Origin of the sequence: Paenibacillus sp. PK1-4R, assembly GCF_030369595.1 — a bacterium.
In the GTDB taxonomy this organism is placed as follows: Bacteria; Bacillota; Bacilli; order Paenibacillales; family Paenibacillaceae; genus Paenibacillus.
The window spans coordinates 4409208-4435219 of record NZ_CP126535.1 but is presented as its reverse complement, the minus strand read 5'-3'; the positions used below and the strand labels follow the sequence as shown (position 1 = coordinate 4435219).

General features: G+C 46.1%; 24 protein-coding genes and 1 other annotated feature. Of the genes, 22 read left to right on the top strand and 2 right to left on the bottom strand.

Going from position 1 to position 26012, the window contains the following annotated elements:
• Position 1 precedes the first annotated feature (1 nt).
• The 9 genes from QNO02_RS19185 (at position 2) to QNO02_RS19145 (ending at position 13069) form a co-directional block, all read left to right on the top strand.
• A complete protein-coding gene (locus QNO02_RS19185) occupies positions 2-535 on the top strand; it encodes a spore maturation protein (protein ID WP_017687658.1) in 534 nt (177 codons plus the stop codon).
• A gap of 63 nt (positions 536-598) precedes the next feature.
• Complete coding sequence (locus QNO02_RS19180; protein ID WP_289389681.1) at positions 599-1417, top strand: S1 family peptidase; 819 nt, start codon at positions 599-601, stop codon at positions 1415-1417.
• A 196-nt stretch (positions 1418-1613) separates the two neighbouring features.
• Positions 1614-2363, top strand: a complete 750-nt coding sequence (locus tag QNO02_RS19175; protein WP_062835222.1) for a pseudouridine synthase — start codon at positions 1614-1616, stop codon at positions 2361-2363.
• 134 nt (positions 2364-2497) lie between these two features.
• A complete protein-coding gene (locus QNO02_RS19170; protein ID WP_017687661.1) occupies positions 2498-3025 on the top strand; it encodes a redoxin family protein in 528 nt (175 codons plus the stop codon).
• Positions 3026-3039: 14 nt separating this feature from the next.
• A complete protein-coding gene (resB, locus tag QNO02_RS19165) occupies positions 3040-4713 on the top strand; it encodes a cytochrome c biogenesis protein ResB (RefSeq protein WP_133385353.1) in 1674 nt (557 codons plus the stop codon).
• Complete coding sequence (gene ccsA, locus QNO02_RS19160) at positions 4710-5972, top strand: cytochrome c biogenesis protein CcsA (RefSeq protein ID WP_091028901.1); 1263 nt, start codon at positions 4710-4712, stop codon at positions 5970-5972. Before resB ends, ccsA begins: the two co-directional genes overlap by 4 nt.
• 138 nt (positions 5973-6110) lie before the next feature.
• Positions 6111-6827 (top strand): response regulator transcription factor, encoded by a 717-nt coding sequence (locus tag QNO02_RS19155; RefSeq protein WP_036607918.1) that lies wholly within the window; start codon positions 6111-6113, stop codon positions 6825-6827.
• 55 nt (positions 6828-6882) lie between these two features.
• Entirely contained in the window at positions 6883-8280 is a 1398-nt protein-coding gene (locus QNO02_RS19150) for an ATP-binding protein (RefSeq protein ID WP_240768053.1), read from the top strand.
• A gap of 196 nt (positions 8281-8476) precedes the next feature.
• Entirely contained in the window at positions 8477-13069 is a 4593-nt protein-coding gene (locus tag QNO02_RS19145; RefSeq protein ID WP_289389680.1) for a BclA C-terminal domain-containing protein, read from the top strand.
• Positions 13070-13133: 64 nt separating this feature from the next.
• Here the strand turns inward: QNO02_RS19145 and serA are convergent, their stop codons facing one another.
• Entirely contained in the window at positions 13134-14729 is a 1596-nt protein-coding gene (gene serA, locus QNO02_RS19140) for a phosphoglycerate dehydrogenase (RefSeq protein ID WP_076209897.1), read from the bottom strand.
• A gap of 198 nt (positions 14730-14927) precedes the next feature.
• Positions 14928-15158: a binding site (T-box leader), on the bottom strand.
• A 335-nt stretch (positions 15159-15493) separates the two neighbouring features.
• Between serA and QNO02_RS19135 the strand changes: the two genes are divergently transcribed.
• The 3 genes from QNO02_RS19135 to QNO02_RS19125 are packed head-to-tail and all read left to right on the top strand — an operon-like array spanning position 15494 to position 17363.
• Positions 15494-16087, top strand: a complete 594-nt coding sequence (locus tag QNO02_RS19135) for a CPBP family intramembrane glutamic endopeptidase (RefSeq protein ID WP_036607728.1) — start codon at positions 15494-15496, stop codon at positions 16085-16087.
• A complete protein-coding gene (locus QNO02_RS19130) occupies positions 16084-16536 on the top strand; it encodes a hypothetical protein (protein ID WP_289389679.1) in 453 nt (150 codons plus the stop codon). Before QNO02_RS19135 ends, QNO02_RS19130 begins: the two co-directional genes overlap by 4 nt.
• 29 nt (positions 16537-16565) lie before the next feature.
• On the top strand, positions 16566-17363 hold the full coding sequence (locus tag QNO02_RS19125; protein ID WP_289392823.1) for a metallophosphoesterase: 798 nt from the start codon (positions 16566-16568) through the stop codon (positions 17361-17363).
• 45 nt (positions 17364-17408) lie between these two features.
• On the opposite strand, the gene QNO02_RS19120 is transcribed toward QNO02_RS19125, so the two are convergent.
• Positions 17409-18305, bottom strand: a complete 897-nt coding sequence (locus tag QNO02_RS19120; RefSeq protein ID WP_289389678.1) for a polysaccharide deacetylase family protein — start codon at positions 18303-18305, stop codon at positions 17409-17411.
• Positions 18306-18399: 94 nt separating this feature from the next.
• On the opposite strand from QNO02_RS19120, the gene QNO02_RS19115 reads away from it, so the two are divergent.
• The 10 genes from QNO02_RS19115 (at position 18400) to rpsA (ending at position 25886) form a co-directional block, all read left to right on the top strand.
• On the top strand, positions 18400-18753 hold the full coding sequence (locus QNO02_RS19115) for a hypothetical protein (protein ID WP_047843572.1): 354 nt from the start codon (positions 18400-18402) through the stop codon (positions 18751-18753).
• A 187-nt stretch (positions 18754-18940) separates the two neighbouring features.
• The gene (locus QNO02_RS19110; protein ID WP_133385349.1) at positions 18941-19555 is read left to right on the top strand and encodes a genetic competence negative regulator; all 615 of its coding nucleotides are present in this window, start codon (positions 18941-18943) and stop codon (positions 19553-19555) included.
• Between the two features lie 43 nt (positions 19556-19598).
• On the top strand, positions 19599-20294 hold the full coding sequence (gene prsW, locus QNO02_RS19105; protein WP_133385348.1) for a glutamic-type intramembrane protease PrsW: 696 nt from the start codon (positions 19599-19601) through the stop codon (positions 20292-20294).
• 114 nt (positions 20295-20408) lie between these two features.
• Complete coding sequence (locus QNO02_RS19100) at positions 20409-20579, top strand: hypothetical protein (protein WP_165980215.1); 171 nt, start codon at positions 20409-20411, stop codon at positions 20577-20579.
• 121 nt (positions 20580-20700) lie between these two features.
• Positions 20701-22047 carry a germination protein YpeB gene (ypeB, locus tag QNO02_RS19095; protein ID WP_289389675.1) on the top strand — a complete coding sequence of 449 codons (1347 nt, stop codon included), beginning with the start codon at positions 20701-20703 and terminating at the stop codon, positions 22045-22047.
• A gap of 148 nt (positions 22048-22195) precedes the next feature.
• Positions 22196-22849 (top strand): flagellar brake protein, encoded by a 654-nt coding sequence (locus QNO02_RS19090; RefSeq protein ID WP_017687679.1) that lies wholly within the window; start codon positions 22196-22198, stop codon positions 22847-22849.
• A gap of 63 nt (positions 22850-22912) precedes the next feature.
• Positions 22913-23137: a hypothetical protein gene (locus QNO02_RS19085; protein ID WP_091018057.1), complete on the top strand. Its 225-nt coding sequence runs from the start codon at positions 22913-22915 to the stop codon at positions 23135-23137.
• A 103-nt stretch (positions 23138-23240) separates the two neighbouring features.
• Positions 23241-23945, top strand: coding sequence for a (d)CMP kinase (gene cmk / locus QNO02_RS19080; protein WP_091028913.1), 705 nt, complete (start codon positions 23241-23243; stop codon positions 23943-23945).
• Positions 23942-24529: a lysophospholipid acyltransferase family protein gene (locus QNO02_RS19075; protein WP_076209906.1), complete on the top strand. Its 588-nt coding sequence runs from the start codon at positions 23942-23944 to the stop codon at positions 24527-24529. The genes cmk and QNO02_RS19075 overlap by 4 nt, the downstream gene beginning before the upstream one ends.
• Before the next feature lie 142 nt (positions 24530-24671).
• On the top strand, positions 24672-25886 hold the full coding sequence (gene rpsA / locus QNO02_RS19070) for a 30S ribosomal protein S1 (RefSeq protein WP_062835205.1): 1215 nt from the start codon (positions 24672-24674) through the stop codon (positions 25884-25886).
• Positions 25887-26012: the final 126 nt, after the last annotated feature.

The following is a 26012-nucleotide window of genomic DNA, read 5'->3' as shown; positions in this document are numbered from 1 at the left end:
TTTGTTAACCTTCATCAACTGGATCTCCGTCTGGGCCATCCCGGTTATTATCGCGTTTGTTCCATTATATGCGTTTACCAAAAAGGTCCCGGTTTATGAATCCTTTGTTGATGGGGCCAAGGATGGATTCTCTACTGCAATTAGTATTATTCCGCATCTCGTGGGCATGATGGTCGCAATCAGCGTATTTCGTGCCTCGGGTGCACTGGATTTTGTGATTAGCCTGTTCGCTCCGCTGGTGTCCTGGATGGGTGTTCCAGGCGAAGTGTTGCCGCTCGGAATACTGCGTCCTTTGACTGGGACAGGCTCCCTGGCGTTTACAACCGATCTGATCAAAACCCATGGTCCTGACTCCATGATTGGACGTATGGCATCTACAATTCAGGGGAGTACAGATACCACATTATATGTGCTGACTGTCTATTTTGGGGCTGTAGGCATAAGGAATGGCCGATATGCACTCAAAGTAGGGTTGTTTTCCGATGTCGTTGGTTTTATTGCTGCCCTCGCCATTTGTTTGCTCGTGTTTGGTTAAAAGATATCTCCTTTCCTTCCGATATATTAGATATGCTAGAATAATAGCGGAGGAGAGTGAGACATGCAGAAGAGTTGGAAACGAATGCTCCGTGTTGGAATGTCAGGCGTGCTTGCTATTGCAATGCTCGCGGGTTCAACGGGGCTGGCGGCGGCTCAATCCGTTCAGACAATACATTTTACAGGTTACTTCGACAAACAGCTGCGTGCACAAATGGCAGTTACGGCAGATTCTTTTCCAGTCGTGAATGTACGTTTGGTCAAGCAGGATGAACCCGATATGGTATATTATGATGTTGGTACCTCGATACTGATCTCGAAGGATGAAGTGCTCACGAATTACCATGTCGTTCAGAGTTTTGCTGAACTGTCTGATGGTGATGAAGGTACACTGACTGTTGCAAGTCCGGGTTCCCTTAGTAAGCCTGTAAAGGCAAAGATTATTAAGACAGATCCGGTCACAGACATGGCACTGCTAAAGTTGGACAAGGAAATAGACGCCCAACCGGTCACATTTGCAAATGCAAGGGATAACCAGGTTGTCTATACGATTGGATTCCCCAAAAATCCTGCTGGTGATCTTGTCATCCTGGATGAAGATTTTCCTTCAACCTTCAATACGATAGCCAAAAGCAGAGTGTTTAGTTCCCAAGCTTCGGACGTTCCAGGTAAAAAGGGAATCGGCAGTATTGTGAAATCCATGGCCCAAGGTAATTCAGGTGGCCCTGTTCTGGATCAGAACAACCGGGTCATTGGTATGATGACATTTGTGTACGGTGGACGTACCTATTATATTACTTCCAAAACATTGCAGACTTTCATTAAAGAGAGTACTAAACCTGCCAAAAAACAGGTTACAGTTGCCGGCAAAGTTTCAAGTTAAATGATTTGAGGAAAAGGCTTATCTTTACACCATCTGTGTTCAACAGGTCGTGTAAAGGCAGGCTTTTTTTGCGTTAATCTCAAAGGGGAAGGCAGCCTAAAATGCATATTCGTGTCGCCAGTTTACAAAATCCTTGGATTATCCTTGTGATTTCCCTGTTTGATGGGTATCATTAGTGTGAGGTGACATGACAAACATGGAAAGATTACAAAAAATTATCGCACAGGCAGGCATTGCATCCCGCCGCAAGAGCGAGGAACTAATCCTGTCCGGCAAAGTAGAAGTTAACGGGGAGGTCGTAACCGAACTGGGTACAAAAGCGAACCCCGAAGAGGATATGATTACGGTTAATGGAAAACCGATCCGCAGTGAGAAAAAAGTGTACTTGATGTTGAACAAGCCAAAAGGCGTAATTACAAGTGCATCTGACCCGGAAGGTCGAAAGATTGTATCCGACTACCTGAAAGGTGTCAAGGAACGTGTATATCCTGTGGGTCGTCTGGATTATGACACAGAGGGCTTATTGATCCTTACCAATGATGGAGAGTTTGCACATTTGCTAACGCATCCGAAGCATCACGTACCCAAAACGTATCATGCAACGGTTAAAGGTGTGCCGCATGGTACAGCTCTGGAGAAATTAAAGACAGGCATTATGCTGGATGACGGCATGACTGCTCCTGCAGAGGTAGAGTACAAAGATGTGGATACAGCCGCTAATGAGTCGGTCATTTCCATTACGATCTATGAAGGACGTAACCGTCAGGTTAGACGCATGTTTGAGGCGATCAACCATCCGGTAACCCGTCTGAAACGGATTTCGTTTGGTGGTATTTTGCTACAAAACCTGAAACGTGGTCTGACACGCAATCTGACCAAAGAAGAAGTCAACAACCTGATTACCCTCGCACAATCAGAACCAGCCAAAAAAATGAAAAAAAGGTAATGTGAGGACACACAATTTTCATAAAACCGCCGCAGTTTTGTGACGAAATTCGCTATAATTGTTCATAGGATGTTCACAGTTGTCTTAGACCAATAAGATGCGAATGCTACAGTCACATAAAAGGGGAGCAGCACATGGGGAAATCAAGAAGAACGGTGCAAATCGTCATTTTGTTATTGATCCTGGTGTTGGGCGGATATGCGATTACCACATCGGTATCCGGCTCGAATGGCAAGCCAAAGGAAGGGGACAAGTCTCCTTCTTTTGAACTGCTGGGCCTGGATGGTCAAGTTCATACGTCTGATGAGTACAAAGGAAAAGCGATGGTGATCAATTTCTGGGGCACATGGTGTGAACCTTGTGTTAAAGAAATGCCTGCACTTCAGGCACAAGCTGACAAATGGAAGGACCAGGGAGTACAATTTGTCGGAATTAATGTTGGAGAAGACCAGATGACCGTGGATAATTTTGTACGGCAGGTTGGCGTTACGTTTCCAATCATGCTTGATCGGGAGAAAAACTCGGTTCGTGATTTTGGGATCTCTCCGATGCCAACAACATTCTTTGTATCCGACACGGGCAAAATCTCTACCATTCATATCGGTCAACTTGATTTGGACACACTTGACGCTCAAATTTCGCAACTGGCGAAGCAGCCCTGACAGGAGGTCTATTCGTGTTCCAAAATACCAAATGTGAGTGCGGACACCAAAATCCGGTAGGCACTGTACTATGTGAGGCATGTGGGAAACCGCTGCTGGAGTCTGAAGCTAAATCGGATGAAGTGTTGGAAATGCGTTATGATGGCATGGCGCGCCGTTCACAGCGCAGTAATCCCAATATCATTGACCGCATATGGAACTTTTTTTCTTCCGTCAAAATTGCCGTCTATATGATTGTTTTTACGCTGGTGGGTTCTATGCTTGGTACAATCTATCCGCAAGAAAGTACATTCTTGAATATTGATCCTTCCGTGTATTACAAAGAAACATACGGTCAGTTGGGTCACATCTATTATCTGTTGGGTTTATCTCATACATACGAATCCTGGTGGTTTATTCTACTGCTGGTGCTGATTGGGGCATCATTGGTGATATGCAGTCTGGATCGCGTCCTACCGCTCTACAAAGCACTGAATAAACAGAGAATACGTAAACATACGCAATTTTTGACAAGACAGCGTCTGGTGTACCAAGGTACCATCGAAGAGGCACCAGAAGACTGGGTTAAGAAAGCGGTTACGCCGTTGAAAAAGAAAGGATACCGCGTGCACACCCAGGGAGATGCATTACTCGCCGAGAAACAGCGATTCAGTCGATGGGGCCCATATGTCATCCATATTGGACTCATTATATTTTTGCTGGCGGTGCTCGCACGAGGACTTCCTGGTCTGAATCTGGACGAGCACGTTGCTTTTCCTGAAGGGGAGATCAAAAAGATCCCGAATACGTCGATGTATCTGAAAAATGAACAGTTTAATGTTGAATTCTACAGTGAGGAAGAAGTACCTGAGCAATTCCGTAACCTGAATAAGACCGTTCCCAAACTGTTTGAAACAAAAGTTGTTTTGTATGAATGTACAGCAGATTGTTCGGATCTCTCGAAGAAACCTCAGTTAGCTGAGGTGGCCAGACATGATGTACGCGTGAATCATCCATTGAATTATAACGGTCTGAAAGCATATCAGTTTGATTATGATCTAACACCCACCATTCGTTCCGTAACGCCTGATCTGGTCAATACAAAGACGGGTGAAGTATATGGGCCAATTAAGATTGATATGGTAGATACCCAAAGAACATTTGAAGCTGGTCTTTATAAGCTCACGGTAAAAGAAAAGTTTATGGACTTTGGATTGGATGAGAATGGTCAGCCCAAATCAAAATCGCCTTCACCTAATGCACCTGCTTTTCTCTTTCTCATCAAGGGACCGGATCTGCCCGAAGAGGGGATACAATATCTGTACTTTGCAAAGCAGATTGATAAACAACGGTTTCAACAGGATGCGATTAACCAACAGCTGATTGGAGCTGAGATTCCTTTACAGCTGGAAGTAGACAGCATGGACAAGGTCGATATTATTCAGTCCGTAAGTTATCTCAATATAAGAGTGGATAAGGCAATGCCTTTTGTGTGGGTAGGAGCCGGTATTGTTATGTTGGGTCTCGTCATGGGTTTTTATTGGCATCATCGCCGCATCTGGATTCGTTTTGATGATAAACAGCTCACATTGGGTGGACATACCAACAAAAACTGGTTTGGCTTCAGGCGTGAAGTTGCGGCCGTCTTGAAACAGATGAATCTGGAAGTGGAAGAGAAGTCGTTGGATAACGGGGGGAATCAGGCATGAGATTATTGGATTTCAGCAGCGACGCATTTATCGTATCTTTCTTTCTCTATTGTGCTGCATTCTTGTTATATGCTGTTGCAGTCATGGGCAAAAAATGGAGTAATCGTGATCCTCTGGACCATATGAATCGCTGGGGTAAAAGAGCTTTTATCGCTTCGACTGTCGCTTTAGCGGCACATATCGTATTTTTTGTAACCCGATGGGCTGGCGCAGGTCATATCCCAGTTAGTAACATGTATGAGTTTATGTCTTTTCTGTCCATGATGATCATGGTTGCATTTATTGTTGTATATGCCATATACCGCAAGTCATTACTGGGTTTGTTTGCGTTACCACTTACCATTATTATTATGGCGTACGCCGCTGTATTTCCTCAGGAGGTACAACCATTAATCCCGGCACTTCAGTCCATCTGGCTGAAAATTCACGTGACGTTGGCCGCGCTTGGTGAAGCATTCTTCGCCGTGGGTTTTGCCGCAGGGTTCATGTATTTGCTCCGTACTGTTGATTTCAGTGGTAAAGACAAATCTTCAAGACGTCAACGAGGATGGGTTGAATTCACTCTGGTTACGATCGTTGTAGTCATCGGATTCATCGGAACGGTATTTGCCTTTCGTACAGCTGGTTACGAGGCGGTTTTTGTACAGAAAACGGTCAGCATTGACACAGAGGTACAGGAAAATAGTACAATAGAGAAAGTGATTTATCGCATGCCTCCGATTTTTGCACCATATAATAGCGAAGTGGAGAGCATGACACCGTTTCTTGGCATGGAAAAACCTTTACTTGAGACGCCTTCCTGGATGAACGGGGTAAATGCCGGGCGCAAGCTGAATACGGTGGTTTGGTCACTTATTGTAGGTCTGATCCTGTATGGAATTGTACGACTTCTTGTGCGCAGACCACTTGGACAAGCGTTACAACCAATGATGGATGGAATCGATGCCGATGATCTGGATGAGATAAGTTATCGCGCGATTGCGATTGGTTTTCCGATATTTACGCTGGGAGCATTAATTTTTGCCATGATCTGGGCTCAGATTGCCTGGAGTCGCTTTTGGGGTTGGGACCCCAAAGAGGTGTGGGCATTGATTACATGGCTATATTATAGTGTGTATCTGCATTTGCGTTTATCCAGAGGTTGGCAAGGTCAGAAGTCTGCATGGCTTGCAGTTCTTGGCTTCCTGGTCGTCATGTTTACGCTAGTTGGGGTGAATTTGATCATTGCTGGATTACATTCTTACGCTGGAGCGGACTAGGACAGACTCGTAACTCAAAGGTTGAGTTTAGAAGCGGGAACACAAACGTACCTTTTTATTGAAGGGTATTCAAATATTGTTCGCCAGATCGAACATAATAGAAGTGATGAGGAGTTATTGCAAAGGGGCTGGAGAGGCATGGCTGAACATGAGAATCGAATACTGGTCGTGGATGACGAAGAGAGAATCCGCAGGCTTTTGAAAATGTATCTTGAAAAAGAAGGTTATGAAATCGATGAAGCTGAGGATGGGGAAACTGCGCTGCGTAAAGCAACAGCAGGGGACTACGGGCTGATTTTGCTTGATGTGATGTTGCCGGGTATGGATGGAGTTGAAGTGTGTACCCGTCTTCGTCAGGTGAAATCAACGCCGGTTTTGATGCTCACTGCAAAAGGTGAAGAGATTAACCGGGTTCAAGGCTTCGAAGTTGGCGCTGATGATTATGTTGTAAAACCATTCAGCCCGCGTGAAGTAATTTATCGCGTCAAAGCGATTTTGCGTCGAGCTTCCGCGACAGCTTATCTCTCCAAGGAGAGCAATTCGAGTAACAACATCGTGTTCCCGCATCTGGTTATTGAGCATGATGCCCACCGGGTAACCGCTGGTGGCGAAGAGATTAGTCTTACACCAAAAGAATATGAATTGCTGCACTACCTGGCAACATCTCCCGACAAAGTTTTCTCCAGAGAAGAATTGCTCAAAGATGTATGGAATTACGAATTCTTTGGCGATCTTCGTACCGTGGATACGCACGTGAAGCGTCTTCGCGAGAAACTTAACAAGGTATCGCCTGAATCGGCGGCCATGATTACGACGGTGTGGGGTGTGGGTTATAAACTGGAAGTACCGAAGTAGTTTTAGTTTCTGGAGATCACTGGTCGGGAAGTTATGGATCACTATTATCTGCCTTGTGGGTTGTGTACTTATAGCGCTGGGTCTTTTTTTGCTGCCCTACATTGATACAAACTTTGCAGAATCCGAATCCAGAGATATTAAGCGGTTGTTCACCTATATCTGTATAATCGGATTCAGTTTAACCACTTTTTTTGCATTGTTTCTATTCACCAAGATAACGCAGCCCATGCAGCAATTGATTCAGGCAGCCAATGCGATTCGCAAAGGGAACTACGGAACACGTCTCTCCCTGGTAACGAGTGATGAGATTGGTGAACTTGCCAACACATTTAATCATATGGCTGCCCAACTGGAAGATAATATTCGAAACCTTAACCATGAGAAGGAACATTTGGCGAGTGTGCTTCGAAGCATGACCGATGCGGTGGTTACATTTGATGGTGAAGGCAAAGTTATTCTGACGAATCCGCCTGGAGAAAAGATCATGCAGGCTTGGTATGATCTGGATTGGGCAAAAATGGACGAAGGAAAAGATCCTGAACAGTCTGACAAGTCCTCACGTGATGTACCTGAGCCCCTTCTTCCTTTGTTCAGAATGGTGATGGAGCAAGGTGGGGATCAGAACTCCAATGTCCACGTACAGCAAGGTGTCTGGTCTGTTCAGATGGCACCGTTGTATGCTGATAGTGTTGTCAGAGGGGCTGTGGCTGTCTTGAGAGATGTAACAGAAGAAGTGCGTCTGGAGAAAATGCGGCGTGATTTCGTGGCTAACGTATCTCATGAGATACGAACTCCGCTATCCATGATGCAAGGTTACAGTGAAGCCCTTCTGGACGGCATGGCAACCTCACCGGAAGAGAGCGAAGAACTGATCCAGGTCATTCATGATGAGTCACTGCGGATGGGCAGACTGGTTAAAGACTTGCTTGACCTTGCGCGGATGGAAGCTGGACATACGGACATGGTGATGAAGGAAGTTGACCTTGGAGAACTACTTGAACGTGTATATCGGAAGTTCTCGGTGCGTTCAAAAGAACAGGGAATTCAACTGCACTTTGAATTTGAACAACCAACCATTGAACTTCAACAGGCAGATGAGGATCGACTTGAGCAAGTATTTACGAATTTGCTGGATAATGCGTTCAGACATACGCCTACAGGCAAAAATGTAATGATCTCAGCCGAGCGTGTCACTTATCTTCGTGCTCCATTTGTCAGAGTTTCTGTGAAGGATCAGGGTGTAGGTATCCCTTCATCCGACTTGCCATTTATTTTCGAACGATTCTACAAAGCAGACAAGGCTCGTGTTCGTGGAGAAAGTGTAGGCACGGGGCTTGGTTTAGCGATTGTAAAAAATATTGTTGATGCGCATCAAGGCATGATTACCGTCAATAGTGTACTTGGCGAAGGAACCGAGTTTATTTTGCAATTTCCTTTGGATTCATCGAAATAGCCTGATTTCATACAAAAAGTGCGGAAACACCCTCTTATGGAGGGTGTTTTTTTGTTGAAGAGTACCGTTTAATCTTGTTCAACGTGGAACATGAATCGTCTTTTTATTTTGACTAAAAGGAGTGTCCAAGATAATTTTCCTTCCTATGTGACATAAGCTTGAAAAGCAAGCAAGATAGAGGAGGATTGAGCTAAGCATGTCCGATGATCGAAAAAGGGTCAATATTAAAGCTTTTCTGGAAGGCAGATCTTTTAGAGCGGGCTCTCCCTTTATTCCCATAACCACAAGAGAACTGGAGCAGTTTGAATCCATTTTGAGTTCCCTCGCTGTGACTATTCCAGCTGCAATCAGTCAGCCAACTTCAGCCAATATACTGGCATTGCAGAATGGATTACGCCAGTTACTTACGTTTGTAAATCAATCGGGATTTCGTCCCGGGGTAAAAGCAGAATTACAAGCTGTATTGGAATTAACGATTGCAGGCTCAGAGATTATTCCTGTTCCTCTAATTAATCTCGCAGGTAACTTGCAAAATTTACTAGATGATTTGTTAAGTGTGACGTTACTTCTGGAATTGCCGCCTGCTGAAAAAGATAAACTTGTGGGATTAATCCGTTCGATATCGTTATCCCTAAGTCGGGCGACGACGACTTTTGGAAACGGAGGGATTACCGGACCGGCTGGCTCACAGGGAGTGCCAGGAGTTCCTGGCGTACCAGGTGTTCCAGGAGTTCCTGGGGTGAAAGGCCCTACGGGACCGGCAGGAGGAATTGGACCAATCGGCCCAATAGGTCCAGTAGGACCAGTTGGCCCACAGGGAGCACCAGGTCCGGCAGGGGCACCAGGTGTAGGTTTAAACAATATTACCGGATATGATCCTGCACTTGGACCGACATATGCTCAAGGTCAGGTAGTAAGCTACGAGGGTAGTCTTTATGTTGCCAACGTAAACGGTCCTCTGGGTACACCCGGAAGTTCTCCAGACTACACTCTTTTATTGTCGGGTGGAACGACTGGTGCAACGGGGGCAACCGGAGCTGGTTTAACGGGTGCTTTAGCATTTGATCCAGCGCTCGCCCCGGGTTATCCTGCAGGTCAGGTAGTTACTTATAACGGGAGCACCTATATTACAAGTGTAGCTGGTCCATTAGGAACACCCGGTACTTCATCGGATTACACATTAATTGCAGCAGCAGGGGCAACTGGAGCAACCGGGGTAGGCTTAACCGGAATAACATCTTTTGATCCAGCTCAGTCCCCGACATACCTAGCGGGTCAGGTCGTTACTTATAACGGCAGTACTTATATTACGAATGTTGTAAGTCCGGGAGGGGTGCCAGGAAGCTCACCGGATTACACACTGCTGGCGGCAGCAGGAGCGACGGGGGCAGGAACAACAGGGGCAACTGGAGCCACAGGTGTAGGGTTAAATGGCATTGTACCGTTCGATCCGGCATTAGCACCAACCTATCCAGCTGGACAGATCGTCACGTTTGGTGGCAGTACCTACATTACGAATGTTGCATCACCAACGGGTACACCAGGAGGTTCTCCAGATTATACATTGTTAGCAGGATCAGGAGTTACCGGTGCGACTGGAGCTATAGGCATCGGCCTTAATGGTACAGTTCCGTTTGACCCTGCAGTAGCTCCAACGTATCCAGCAGGTCAGGTCGTAACGTTTAATGGAAGTACGTATATAACGAATGTGGCTTCTCCTACGGGTACTCCAGGGACTTCGCCAGACTATACATTGCTTGCAGGTGCAGGACCCACAGGAGCCACGGGTGCATCAGGTGTAACGGGAGCAACCGGGGCAGGTTTAACAGGCATTTTGCCATTCGATCCAGCCGTAGCCCCAACGTATCCAGCCGGCCAGGTTGTAACGTTCAACGGCAGTACGTATATAACCAATGTAGCCTCACCAACGGGAACGCCGGGGACTTCACCAGATTACACGTTGATTGCTGGAGCAGGAGCAACAGGTGTGACTGGTGCAACCGGCGTTGGAGTAACAGGAAGTACCGGAGCATCAGGGGTAACGGGAGCGACAGGTGTAGGTTTGAGTGGTATCGTACCATTTGATCCAGCCGTAGCCCCAACGTATCCAGCCGGCCAGGTTGTAACGTTCAACGGCAGTACGTATATAACCAATGTAGCCTCACCAACGGGAACGCCGGGTACTTCACCAGATTACACATTGCTTGCGGGCGTGGGAGCCACGGGAGCGACAGGTACAACCGGAGTTGGAGTAACGGGAAGTACGGGTGCGACAGGTACACCTGGCGTAACAGGGGCAACGGGTGTAACTGGTGCGGGTTTAACAGGAGTTGTACCGTTTGATCCAGCGTTAGCCCCAACGTATCCAGTGGGTCAGGTAGTAACGTTTAGTGGCAGTACGTATATTGCGAATGTGGCCTCACCAACGGGAACACCAGGCACCTCACCAGACTACACATTAATTGCAGGTGTAGGAGCAACAGGTGCAACGGGTGTCGGGGTTACGGGTAATACTGGAGCCACGGGCGTAACGGGTGCAGGACTCACGGGAGTAGTACCATTCGATCCAGCCGTAGCTCCCACATATCCGGCAGGTCAAGTTGTTACCTTCAACGGCAGCACGTACATTGCAAATGTGGCATCGCCGACGGGAGCACCGGGCACCTCACCAGATTACACGCTGATTGCGGTAGCAGGAGCAACGGGAGTTACTGGAGCTACAGGAATCGGTTTGAATGGTGTCGCGCCATTTGATCCAGCGGTAGCCCCCACGTATCCGGCGGGTCAGGTTGTAACATTTAATGGAAGTACGTATATAACCAATGTGGCATCACCAACAGGAACACCGGGCACCTCGCCGGATTATACACTGCTTGCAGGGGCAGGTGCTACAGGGGCCACAGGGGCATCCGGTGTAACAGGAGCGACAGGTGTAGGTTTAAGTGGTATCGTACCATTTGATCCAGCGGTAGCCCCAACGTACCCGGCGGGTCAAGTCGTAACGTTTAACGGTAGTACGTATATAGCCAATGTAGCGTCACCAACGGGTACACCAGGCACGTCACCAGATTACACGCTAATTGCAGGTGCAGGCGCAACAGGTGTAACGGGAGCAACTGGACTTGGAGTGACAGGAAGCACAGGAGCGACGGGTGTCACGGGTGCAGGACTCACGGGAGTAGTACCATTCGATCCAGCTGTAGCCCCAACGTATCCAGCGGGTCAAGTCGTGACGTTCAACGGCAGTACGTATATTGCAAATATCACATCACCAACGGGAACGCCGGGGACCTCACCAGATTACACGTTAATCGCAGGAGCAGGAGCGACGGGCGTCACGGGAGCCACCGGAGTCGGCGTAACCGGAAGTACAGGATCAACAGGTGCAACTGGTGAAACGGGAGCGACGGGTCTCGCAGGTTTGACCGGTGTGACTGGAGTTACAGGAGCCACTGGAGTTGGCGTAACCGGAAGTACGGGATTAACAGGTGGAACTGGTGCCACTGGTGAAACGGGAGCGACGGGTCTCGCAGGTTTGACTGGTGCGACTGGAGTTACAGGAGCCACCGGAGTCGGTGTAACTGGAAATACGGGATTAACAGGTGCAACTGGGGAAACGGGAGCGACGGGTCTCGCAGGTTTGACCGGTGTGACTGGAGTTACAGGAGCGACCGGAGTCGGTGTAACTGGAAATACGGGTTTAACAGGTGCCACTGGTGAAACGGGAGCGACGGGTCTCGCAGGTTTGACGGGTGTGACTGGAGTTACAGGAGCCACCGGAGTTGGCGTAACCGGAAGTACAGGATCAACAGGTGCCACTGGTGAAACAGGAGCGACGGGTCTCGCAGGTTTGACCGGTGTGACTGGAGTTACAGGAGCGACCGGAGTTGGCGTGACCGGAAGTACGGGATCAACAGGTGCCACTGGTGAAACGGGAGCGACGGGTCTCGCAGGTTTGACGGGTGTGACTGGAGTTACAGGAGCCACCGGAGTTGGCGTAACCGGAAGTACAGGATCAACAGGTGCCACTGGTGAAACGGGAGCGACGGGTCTTGCAGGTTTGACCGGTGTGACTGGAGTTACAGGAGCCACCGGAGTCGGTGTAACTGGAAATACGGGATTAACAGGTGGAACTGGTGCCACTGGTGAAACGGGAGCGACGGGTCTCGCAGGTTTGACCGGTGCGACTGGGACTACAGGAGCCACCGGAGTTGGTGTAACCGGAAGCACAGGATTAACAGGTGGAACTGGTGCCACTGGTGAAACGGGAGCGACGGGTCTCGCAGGTTTGACCGGTGCGACTGGAGTTACAGGAGCCACCGGAGTCGGCGTAACGGGAAGTACCGGAGCGACTGGCGCGACTGGGGAAACCGGAGCCACAGGAACTTCTGTCACAACGGCTTCATCCTACGCAGAAAATACGAATGGCACCATTCTTGTTATTTTGGGCGGAACGGTTGTTGCTCTTCCTGCGAATCAGAATATTGGAACCGGAATTACGGTAAATGGAGCGAATGATACCTTCACTCTTGCTACAGCAGGCAGATACTATATCAGTTACAAAATTAATTTGACAGCAGCACTCGCCGTACAATCACGGATATTGCTTAATGGGGCTGTAGTACCGGCGAGTGTAATCTCACCAGTGCTCTCTCTAAGCCAGTTGTCAACCGACTTTATTATCACTGCCACAGCGGGTTCGACCATTCAGCTTCAATTATTCGGTCTAATAGCCACAGCTGTTCTATCGCCGCCAGGTGCGACACTCAATATTATTCGCTTAAGCTAATCACGAAAAAAAAGAGACGGACCCTTTGGGGCTCGTCTCTTTGATCTTACTGAATGATAAGGAACTATTCCAGAACAATTTCAACAGCAGTATTGATTTCAGGCAGCGCAGCAAGCTGCACAAGCACATCTTTTGGAACAGCTTTATCTACGGTCAAAATCATGATGGCTGCACCACCAATAATTTTACGTCCAACCTGCATGGATGCGATGTTGACATCGTTTTGTCCAAGCAGGGTTCCTACACGTCCGATAATACCTGGTTTATCGTTGTGGGAGATCAAAATTTGATGACTTTCCGGTGCGATATCTACCGGGAATTTGTCCAGACGAACAATACGCTCTCCATAACCTGCAAGCAATGTACCTGCTACACGACGTTCTTCAGCATCCTGAGTTGTAACCAATGTTACGGTAATCAGGTTAGTAAATCCTTTAGTTGCTGAGGTCTGGCTTACAACCACATTCAGATCACGGATTTTGGCCAGATGCATGGAGTTAACGATGTTGGCTTCCCCACCCAAATGTCTGGCGAGAATCCCTTTCACAATGTAACGTGTGAGAGGAGAAGTATCTACTTCAGAAAGTTCACCAGCATAGTCGATCCGAATCTCCTGCACTGCATTTTGTGTAATCTGTGCTGCAAAACTACCCAACGTTTCACCGAGTTTGAAATACGGCTGCAATTTGTTCATAACGGTTGGTGCAACAGCCGGCATGTTAACTGCGTTTTTAAACGGTTCGTTACGCAAAATGTGAAGTACCTGTTCCGACACATCGATAGCCACGTTCTCTTGTGCTTCTACTGTGGACGCACCAAGGTGAGGCGTAACGATAATGCTTGGGTGATTCAGGAACGGGTGATCAGCGGCTGGCGGCTCGCTTTCGAATACGTCAAATGCTGCACCAGCAACAATACCTTGATCAATGGCTTCGACAAGTGCCATCTCGTCAACTACACCACCACGAGCACAGTTGATGATACGCATGCCTTTTTTCATCACTTCGAATTGTGGACGTGAAATCATATGCCGTGTTTCCGGTGTTAATGGCGTGTGAACGGTCATGAAGTCCGCATTGCGAATAATATCATCTACACTAGCCAGCTTCACTTGCAGCTTCTCGGCACGCTCCTCCGTGAGGAACGGGTCGTAAGCAAGAATGTCCATTCCGAATGCTTTGGCGCGCTTGGCAACTTCACTACCGATCCGTCCCATACCCAGTACACCGAGCGTTTTATTTCTTAATTCCACACCCAGGAAGGTTTTACGATCCCACGTACCTTGAATAGTCTTGGCATATGCCTGAGGAATGTGTCGTGCCAATGCCATCATCATGGCAAATGTGTGCTCACAAGTTGTGATGGTATTGCCATCAGGTGCATTAATAACGATGATACCGCGCTGAGTAGCAGCTTCCAGATCAATGTTATCTACACCAACACCTGCACGTCCGATCACCTTAAGGTTGGTACCAGCCGTCATAATACGATCTGTAACACGAGTCTGGCTACGAACCAAGAGGGCATCATAATCACCAATAATGGCAACAAGTTCATCTTCACTAAGACCGGTTTTCTTCTCAACAACAACATCATTTGCATCCACCAGTTGCTGGATCCCCAGATCACTGATTGGGTCCGACACTAACACTTTGTACATGGTTTCTTCCTCCTTAGGTATGTGTATCTATATCGTCAAGGTTTGACCTCAGCGAAGAGGTATTCCTTAAAACCAGATTGATTCTTCCGCCCAACAACGCGGTGTCGCAACAGAGGGGGGAGGTGAAGCAAATAGAGTGATCCCACAGATATCCTTTAAATAAATCAAAAAACTCTCAATCCACATACTGCTTGCGCAATAAGGGACGAGAGTTGTCGTGGTACCACCCTAATTCACCGCCGTTTCGCAACGACAGTCTTAGCGGTCAATGAAGACCGAAGAGGATAACGGGTCTAAACCGATTGCACCTACTCCAATTTCAATGCAATAACTCAGGAGCGCTCAAGACCATTTGCCTGCCACCGATTCACACCTACCATCGGCTCTCTGTAAGACGAAGCAACATCTTTTTTCCATCATCGTGTTTAACGTGACTAATTTTTTCATAATGTATCATGGCTGACATGAGCATGTCAATAGGCTTAAATGTTTTAAATTGTTTTGCAGATGTCTTTAGATTCACACATAAACAGAGTCACCATAAGTAATACAGTAGTTAATATACCTACCACAAGAAGATGGAAAGTAAGCTGTTTGGTGAACTGGATTTTACTGCTTTAATGAAGTAATGGCACGGACGTATAACCAGGACTTGGGGCAGGTCTTGAACCTAATTGGTTTTTTGGCTATCATTTAGTATACTATCCGATTGGACAACGTAATTGTTATCCATCAAATTTAACTCAAGAGGACAGACGCATCCGATGAAAAAATTCAAGTTTCCCAAGTTCAAGATTCAAAAGGCTGAGCCACAGCAGCTTACCGAGCGTTTGCTTTTAATCAATCTATACTTTACACAAGGTCTGACACTGATTATCGGAGTTGTGTGGATCTTATTGCAGAAACGAAACTTGTTAGATGTACTCGCATGGCCTGACAATTACCAATTTATATGGTGGGGTCTTGGTCTTGCAGGCATTATGCTTGTTATGGACTTGGTACTGTCGTATGTTATACCTCAGGAAAGCATGGATGACGGTGGAATTAACGAGATGCTGTTTCGTGGGCGTCCGATCTGGCACATTGTATGTATAGCAGCCATTGTTGCTGTGTGTGAGGAATTATTATTCCGTGGAGCCATCCAACATGCCATCGGTCCTTACTGGACAAGTATTTTATTTGCAGTTATCCATATTCGTTATTTGCGTCACTGGATTCCAACAGGCTGGGTGTTTGTCTCAAGTTATGGATTGGGTTGGATTTACTTGCAATCCGGCACATTATGGGCGCCTATATTATGTCACTTTATTATTGATTTGGTGTCCGGATTAGCGATACGTTTTCGGAGGGGATCATGAATCAGCCATTAAGTAGAATGAAGACATATGGCAGTCAGCGCCATCGTCAATCGGATAAAAAAGAGAAATCCGAGCGTCAGGTGGCTTCTCAAGTAAGCATCGTTGCTGAAACGGCAGCAGCTGCTGAGGTTGACGGAATCACACCAATTACTTCCGTTTCTTTACCTAGATCACAGCGCAAGCCTTATACAGAAAAACTGGAAAGTCCAGTACTTCCTCAAAGGGCACCATCACGCTCCAAAAAAACGCCAACATCAACGGAAGAGTCGATCCCCGAAGCGGGTTCGCTTCCTACACGAACAGAATTGCATCCTTCACGTCGGTTAAAATTGAGCAAGAGGTTTGTCAATTCACTCATTTTTATTTTTGTCATGTTAACGATTAGTCTGGTTTGGTGGGGGGTTGAAGGGGCACCCGCTCTGAATACGTTCCTTCCCTTACCGTGGTAATGCTTTTAATCGCAGGTTTAATCATTTTGATGGGAGTTTTACTACTTTTTCATATGTGGCGTGAAGCCCACGTTCATCAAATGATTGAAGAAGAAGTTGAAGTGCCTCATCTGCCAACATCCTTTGACGGGGCTAAGATTTTGTATGTATCCGACACTCACAAGCGCAAGCTGAAGCAGAAGGATCTGGAAAACGTTAAAAAAAAGGTGGACTGGGTTCTCATCGGCGGGGATGTTGCGGAAAAAGGAATCTCATGGTCTTTAGTTAGACATAACATGAAAATTTTATCGAACATTGCTCCTTCATTTACGGTGTATGGCAACCATGACAAGAGGGCTGGTACCGCTCAACTTGCGCGAATCCTTCGGGAATCGGACGTTAAGCTCCTGCAGGATAATGTGGAATATCTGCAAAGAGGCAACGACAGATTGAGCCTGATCGGCATAGACTATCGTTCCAAACAGGGCGATGTATTACTACAACAGATCGGTAACCGTTTTTGCAAAATTGCTATCGTTCATGATCCTTTGCAGGCCCTTCGCTTGGAGGAAAATGCAGATCTTATTTTAAGCGGTCATACACATGGCGGACAATTGGTTTTACCATTTTTCGGACCTGTGTTCCTGAGCAAAGTGTATCGTCCCGTATCGAATGGTTGGTACTCCCTGAAGCGAAGTCCGGAGGACGTTCACCAAGAAGGCAAAATGCTTGTTAGCAGAGGATACGGTACAAATCATCTTCCTCTCCGACTAGGTTGTCCTGCGGAGATGCATATCATCACGTTAAGAGTGCCCGCGGAAAAAGCACTCACAGAGAAACAGCCTTGATCCATTGGATCAAGGCTGTTTTATTTTAATGCGCAAAATTTCAATTTAACGAGCTTCCAATTCAATTGCACGCGGATCAACAAAGGAATAACCTTTCTTTTCGAGCTTGGTCAGCAACTCATCCAATGCTTCAACCGTCCATGGCAACTCGTGCATCAAAATATTGCTTCCGGGATTTAACTGGTCCAGTACATTTTGAATGACTTTTTCCGGTTTGTCTTTGGTACTTTTATCCCAATCGAGCGAACCATTAGACCAAGTCATATATAACATGCCATTTTTCTTCACAGCAGCCTTCAGTGCATCATTTCCCGACCCAAAAGGTGGACGGAAGAATTGCGGTTCCTCACCAATGGTATCCTTCACTATTTTTTGGACATCTGTAACCTGTTTTGCCGCCTCAGCGTTGGACATTTTTTTGAGATCCTCATGATCCCAGGCATGATTGCCTACAATCTGACCCCGTTCATGTATGAGTTTGAGCAATTCCGGATGGCTTTTTACCCGATATCCATTGACGAAAAATATCGCTTTAGCCTTATGGTTATCTAAAGTGTCGATCAGTGAAGTAATCATTTTTTCTTCTTTGGGTCCATCATCAAAAGTTAACAAGACCACTTTGTTTGGGCTCGCTTCATCGTTTGGTTTAATATAATAATTTTCATTCATATGATACGTCTTTTCCACTTTCTCTTCTGTAGAAACCTTCTCCGAAGATTCAGGTTCTTCTTCTGTCGCAGTTGAATCTTCCGTTGAAGGCTCGGGCACATCAGTTCCGGGTTCTGCTGTTTCAGTTGGGTTAGAGTTACCTTGCTCTTCTTGACTCGTGGTAGTCGATTCGCCCGCTGGTGCGGAATTTTCAGATGTTTTTTCTTCTGTTGTCCCACAAGCTGACAGCAGTAAACTTGCAGCAATTATCAATGCGGCGGTATGTCTGAACATGATTTCAACTCGCTTTCCTGTATTTATACGGAATGAGATCGCTCACTACCGCAAACACTAAATATGATTTTAACACTTGAAGGAGGTTGGTGTAATGAAGACGTCATCCTTTTTTTGGGGCATTGTCATTGGTGTTGCAGCCAGTTCATGGCTGTCCAAAGGCAAATTGCCCATGATGTCATCGGGTTCATCAAGAAATATGATGGATCAGGCAAAACATAAGATGATGGAAATGACTTTCCCGGGTATGGACGGGTTCACAAGTAAGCAAAATCAACATGGTGAATCCCACAAAAATCCGGCAGCAAAGACCGCAAGAGCAATCACACCGCAGGAAAAAGAAGCGAATATGAGCATGCTCAAAGATTTTATTCGCACCAATCCGGATGTAAAGCATGAAGTTGAGCAAATTTTAAGTCAAACAAACACAACAGTACCGGGTTTATAAACCAAAACCACCAATTAGAATCATCCACAGTCTAGATTGGCTGTGGAATGATTCTTTTTTTGTCGATTTTACTTCGTGCATTTAGAGGTATAAAATGATAACATAACTACATAGATTTATTTTCAGCACATATTGTTTTGTGCTTCATAATCTGTTATAAGACTTGCTTATAAAGGGGAGATCCTGTATGAAAATAGAACGACTAAGTCACGATAAGATACGGATTTTCCTGACCTTTGACGATCTGAGCGAGCGCGGAATACAAAAAGAAGATATGTGGCAGGAAATACCTAAGGTTCATGAACTGTTCACTGAAATGATGGATCAGGCCTATTCCGAACTTGGATTTGATGCCACAGGTCCACTCGCTGTCGAAGTATTCGCACTTCCCGCTCAAGGGATGGTTGTCATTGTCACACGTGGAAAATATGATCCGCAACAATATGGTTCAGGTCATGAAGATGATCTTCCTGAAGAAGTATATGAAATGGAAGTTACACTCGAGCAAAGCGATTCCATCGTTTATGCATTCAAGGACTTTGAAGTGCTCATTGAAGCTGCACATATGTTGCGTCAGCATGTTACGGATGCTGGGAGACTTTATTCTTATAAAGACAAGTGGTTCTTGCATTTTGAGCCAGATGAGGTAGATTCCACCAAACATGCGGCATTGATTGCTTTGCTTGCTGAATTTGGCGAAGGTTCCTCAGTTACTCCAGCAGTTATGGAAGAGTATGGTAAGGTTGTTATTCCTGCACAAGCGATTGATGTTATCTGCACCCACTTCAAACGCCAGGATTAATCTCTAGTTGTAATCGCGTCTTTAGTCAGAGGAGGGAATTTCGGTGCTTTTGTTTTCGGTCTTAGCGGCAGCAGTTGCTCCGGGTCTCGCCTTGTTAACATACTTTTACCTGAAAGACCGTTATGATTATGAGCCACTTCATATGGTATTGCGGGTTTTCCTCATGGGGATTCTGATGGTACTGCCTGTGATGATTATTCAGCGTGGCATGATGATGTGGCTCGGGGATAATCCTTATCTTGAGGCCATTATGATCTCAGGTGGTGTGGAGGAATTCATTAAATGGTTCGTACTTTATCATATCATCTATAATCACACCGAATTTGATGAGCCGTATGACGGGATCTTATATGCAGTCGCTGTTTCACTTGGATTTGCCACTGTTGAGAATGTGTTGTATGCCTTTGCGGGGAATGCATCCGTCTCAGCCATGTTCCTTCGGGCATTGCTCCCTGTTTCAGGGCACGCTATGTTCGCAGTAATCATGGGTTATTACATGGGTAAAGCCAAGTTTATCGGTGGTAAGAAAAAGCGGTGGTATCTGGTTCTTTCTCTGGTGTTACCTTTTTTCTGGCATGCATTGTACGATGTTATCATGAACACCATGGTGAATCATTGGTTGTGGTTTATAGCGCCGCTAATGGCGGGCCTGTGGTATGGGGCAATGGGTAAAATTACACGAGCTAATAACCGTTCTCCTTTTCGTTTTGTGAAGCGGGAGGAAGAGGTTAAATTATAAAAATACGGACACACTGGTGGACATAAAGCGCATATTGCGCCTATGGCTCCGGTGTGTTTTTATTTTTACGGATAAACTCCCGGGGAATGACCAACAGAAACGGAGATCGTTGTGATGAGAATTAAAATTAAAATCAGATGCAAACAATGCGGTGAACGATTTACATTACGAGGCAAGAAAGAGCGGGGCCGGATTGAGACGGGATTCAAGCAGTGCCTCTGTGATAACAGAGACCAGTTCGAAATTGAAGAAGAGGGCATGGCAACTGGGATTCAGCTGAATTAAAATAAGGACCCAAACGGTACTTTAGCAACCTGCTTGTGTAAGGACTGGAAATCGCATGCATAAGAGATCTTTCTTCGATCCACAATAGAGGTAGTGGTTTAGAAGAAAGGAGACTCTACCGATGTATAAACGATTAAGTTCAGTTATGTTTCCGATATTTGCGGTTCTGCTGGTCGGTGCGCTCGTGTGGGGCTATCAGGAGAATCAGGAGAAGAATGCAATTCTGATCAAGGCAGAGAATCAATATCAGCGTGCCTTTCACGATTTATCTTTTCATATGGACAAATTGCATTCGGAGATTGGAAACACCTTGGCGGTTCACTCTACATCACAGGGGATGCATCGCAAAGGTCTGATGAATGTATGGCGACTCACCAGTGAAGCGCAGAATGAGATCAACCAACTGCCACTTACCATGCTGCCATTTAACGAGACAGAGGAGTTTCTCTCGCGTATTTCCAACTTTGCCTATCGGGCGTCGATGCGTGACTTGACAAACGAACCGCTAAGTGAGAAGGAAATGGGCAACCTGAAAAAGCTGTATCAGAATTCATCCGAGATTACCAAGAATCTGCAGGATGTGCAGCAGAAAGTCCTGACGGACCGATTGCGCTGGATGGATGCAGAGACTGCCATGGCAACGCAAGAGCAAACCATGGACAACACGATCGTTGATGGTTTTCGTACTGTGAACAAAAAGGTGCAGGAATACCCGGAGCTTGATTGGGGTCCTTCGGTATCCAATATCTATGCCAAACGATCAGTCAAGAAACTGGGCGGTTTGCCGGTGACCAAAGAACAGATCCAGAGCAAGGCTGCAAAATTTTCTAATGCGGATAGTAGCAAAATCCAAGTGCAGGAGAACGGCAAAGGAACAGACTGGGAGTCCTACACTGCCACGATTGATCATGCCAACAATGGCAAACTGATGATGGATTTCACCCGTAATGGCGGAATGCTGATCTCTTACAGTGATACGCGTCCAATCGGAACCAAAAAAGTGTCTCGTCAGAATGCCATGGCTAAAGCAGATCATTTTCTAATGAACAAAGGTTATAAGGATATGAAGGCCGTAAACTATGATGAATATGGTAATCTGGGTAACCTTACTTATGTACGTAAGCAAGGAGACACTTTGATCTATCCTGAGAAAATGTCAGTTCGTGTAGGTTTGGATACAGGTGAAGTAACCGGCTTCCAGGCGAGTGACTTTGTCTACGAACATAATGACAAGCGCAAAATTCCGAAAGCAACTCTTACGGAGCAACAGGCGCGGAAAAAGCTTAACTCGGAGTTCGAAGAAAATTATGTTCGCAAATCCTTGATTGAGAATGATTACAGCAAAGAAGTATTGTGTTATGAATTCGGAGGGAAAATTAACGGTTCTCGTTACCGGATATACATTAATGCAAATACAGGAATGGAAGAAGCGGTTGAAGAGATCAAACCGGTCAATGCAACCTCATAAAAAGATGGATAATCTGAATTTTAAGCTGAGCGAATAACTGCGGCAGACCACGATGTGGTCTGTTTTTTTCTTGTTCAATGTGAGAAAGGTCATGGTATAATAGTCCTTGTACATACGAAGATAAATACATAAAGTGGCGGTGAACAGCTTGTTTCCGAAAATAAATGAAATTTTATACATCCAGATTGCTTCTGCAGATGAAAAAGAGGAACACAAAGAGTACAAATCACGCATTGCAGATATGGATGACAGCAGTTTTCTGATTGAGGTCCCGATGCAACAAGGAAGCAGCCGTCTGAAAAGGCTCTTTTTCGGAGAGGAATTGTCCATTTCATATATTACGGAGGATGGGGTCCGGCATTATTTTAATACCTATGTCACGGGATTTGAGGAAGATGTGGTCCGTCTTGTCCGTATCCGCAAACCGCTTCCGAGCGATATATCCAAAATACAACGGCGCAGCTTTCTTCGTGTTCATGCAAACCTCGAATTGGCCATCCAGAGTGAAGATCTGACCCGTGCCGTCGGATTGACTGAAGATATTGGTGGCGGTGGATTGTCCATCTACGGCGAAACAGGTTTTTCAATAGCTGAAGGTCAAAAACTGAAATGCTGGTTGCTGGTTCCCTACCGGAATTCAACCATTGAACATGTGAATTTTGAAGCTGAAGTTGTGCGGATCAAAACCCTGGAAACCGGCAGACAGCTATGCATGCTGAAATTTGTGCAGATTTCAGATTCGGAGCGCCAGAAAATTATCAAGTTTTGTTTCGAACGACAATTGGACTATCGTACGAAATAGGAATGTTGTGGCATAAGAAGAAGGAACTGCGGGTACCGTAATGAAAAAAACGGAGGCATTGCCATGAATCATCGTCATGCAACCCGCAGATATGAACGACTTTATTATGTTTTCTCCAGGCGAATGGAACGAAAGGTTACGATTCTGATTACAGTCCTTCTAATCTTGCTTGTGGTATATCAATTGCTGCTGTTGGTACCCGGCTTCAAAAAGAATTTGACCACCATTGACCGCCTGGAAGGAACGCCAATTGAAGTGCAAACGATGAATGATTACGAACATCGTTGATTTGTCTGTTTTTGCATCCATGTGTAGAGTGTGGTATAATTTTCACGATGCAGGCAATGCCTGTTTTTTTATTGAGGTTTATCGTTTGAGGAGGAATGCCCCGTTGGCAAGCCAGAACACATCAGAGAACGGGAAAATGAACGTTGCAATTGACGGACCTGCCGGTGCCGGGAAAAGCACGGTGGCCCGATTGGTTGCAGAGGCGCTCGCGTATGTATACGTCGATACAGGCGCAATGTACCGTGCGGTAACCTTGCACATGCTTCGGAAAGATATTGCGCCGGAAGAAGTGACACAGGTACTTCAGGAAGCCCAAAAGCTGGTCATTGATTTACAACCGGATCCCGACGGACAGAAAGTGTTCTGTAATGGGGAAGAAGTAACCTCGGAAATCCGCTCCCGTGAAGTGACGGGAATCGTGTCCCGATATGCGCAAATCGAGGGGCTGCGTACGCAATTAGTGGATACTCAGCGGCAAATGGCTTTGCGCAAGGGCGTCGTCATGGATGGACGCGATATCGGAACGACAGTATTGCCCGATGCGGAAGTGAAAATCTTCATGACTGCCAGTGTCGAAGAGCGTGCACTTCGCCGCTTCAAAGAACTGGACCCCTCTGAAGGACTGACGTTGCAACAACTGGAGCGAGACATTGCCACCCGTGACAGATTGGATGAGAATCGGGAAATTTCCCCATTGCGTTGTGCTGAGGATGCTATCGTCCTTGATACAACGGAGATGAACATTCATGAAGTGGTTGACAAAATCGTATCTTATTGCACAATGGTCAGAGGAGAGATCGGTCTATGATTTACACATTTTGCAGCACATTACTGCGGATCATTTATACCATTCTTTTCCGCTTGGAGGCCGTTGGACGGGAGAATATTCCGAAAGAAGGCGGCGTACTTTTATGTTCCAATCATATTAGTAACTTCGATCCTCCAACCGTTGGTATCAAAATTCGCCGTCAGGTGCGTTTTATGGCCAAAAGCGAATTGTTTGACATTCCGGTACTCGGCCGAATTATTAAAGCCGTGGGCGCTTTCCCCGTTAAACGTGGAGGTGTCAGCAAGGAATCCATCAAAACCTCACTCAATATTTTGCGTGATGGTCAAGTGCTTGGAATCTTCCCCTCGGGAAGCCGTCACAATGATGGAGGTATCGGCAAAAAAGGGGCAGCGAGTTTTGCTCTCCGCAGTGGCGCTACAGTTATTCCTACTGCTATTATCGGTAACTACAAAGTTTTTCGTAAGATGAAAGTTGTATATGGAGCACCAGTAAGTTTGGACGAGTTCAAGGAAGACCCATCTGGAGAAGCTCTGGAGAAGGCGACTGAAAAGATTATGTCCAAGATTAACGAAATGGTGCAAACGGGCGTGCCAAGCAAGTAATGGCTTCGTCGGTAGCTGAGTGCATGTTTCCATATTTTTGAGGGAGACTAAAGCTTAAGCACTCAGTGATGAAAGTGTTTTGAACTCTGCTACAGGCAGGTTTGAATATAATGGGGTTTTTGAATTGAGGAGGGTATTTGACATGTCGGAAGAAATGAAAAATCAAGAAGCAACCCAAGATGAGTTGGATCAATTCGTTTCCTTGAAAAAAGGAGATACCGTAAAAGGAACCATCGTCAAATTGGAAGATAACCAAGCCTATGTGAGCATTGGATATAAATATGACGGTGTCATTCCAATTCGTGAACTGTCTTCATTACATGTTGACAGCGCGTCTGACGCAGTTGAAGTTGGACAAGAAGTTGAAGCTAAAGTTCTTAGCATCGACGACGAGAAAGAAAAACTCGTTCTGTCCAAACGTGCAATCGACAGCGAAAACGCATGGGATCAATTGCAAAAGCATTTTGAAGACCAAGACGTATTCGAAGTTGTTGTAGGTGATGTTGTTAAAGGCGGTCTGGTAGCAGACGTGGGCGTACGTGGATTTATCCCGGCTTCCATGGTTGAACGCCATTTCGTTGAAGACTTCAGCGACTACAAAGGACGCACACTGCGTGTTAAAGTGAAAGAGATCGACCGTGAGAACAACAAAGTGATCCTTTCCCAAAAAGACGTACTGGAGCAAGAATTCGAAGCAAACAAAGCTACAGTAATGGCTGGTTTGCAAGAAGGTCAAGTGATCGAAGGTACAGTACAACGTTTGACTCAATTCGGTGCATTCGTTGATGTGGGCGGAGTTGACGGTTTGGTTCACGTATCCGAGCTGGCTTGGACACACGTTGAAAAACCATCCGACGTTCTGTCTGAAGGTGACAAAGTTAGTGTGAAAGTGCTGAAAGTTGACCCTGAAAAAGGAAAAATCAGCCTGAGCATGAAAGCTGTTCAACCAGGTCCTTGGGAAACAGCAAGCGAAAAATTCAATTCCAGCGATATCGTAACAGGTGTTGTAAAACGTCTGGTTGACTTCGGTGCATTTGTTGAAATCGCTCCTGGTGTTGAGGGACTTGTGCATATTTCGCAAATCTCCCACAAACACATCGGCACTCCTCATGAAGTGCTGAAAGAAGGACAGGAAGTTCAAGTTAAAATCTTGGACATGAACCCTTCTGAGCAACGTGTAAGCTTGAGCATCAAAGAAACAGAAGAAGCTCCAGCTCAACCACAAAAATCAGAAAGACCTGCAAGAAACAACGCTCCACGTGAAGAAATCAACAATCCAAACGTTTCCTTGAACAATCAAGGTATGAGCACTACGCTCGGCGAACTGTTTGGTGACAAACTCAGCAAATTCAAATAAGTTAACAATGCATGGTTCTAAGTTATATACTGCATATTTTGCTGAATAACAAAAGCAAGATCGGCGAGCCCCGGGCGGGTTCGCCGATTGTTTTTATTGCGAGTAATTTGGCATGAAACGTTAGCC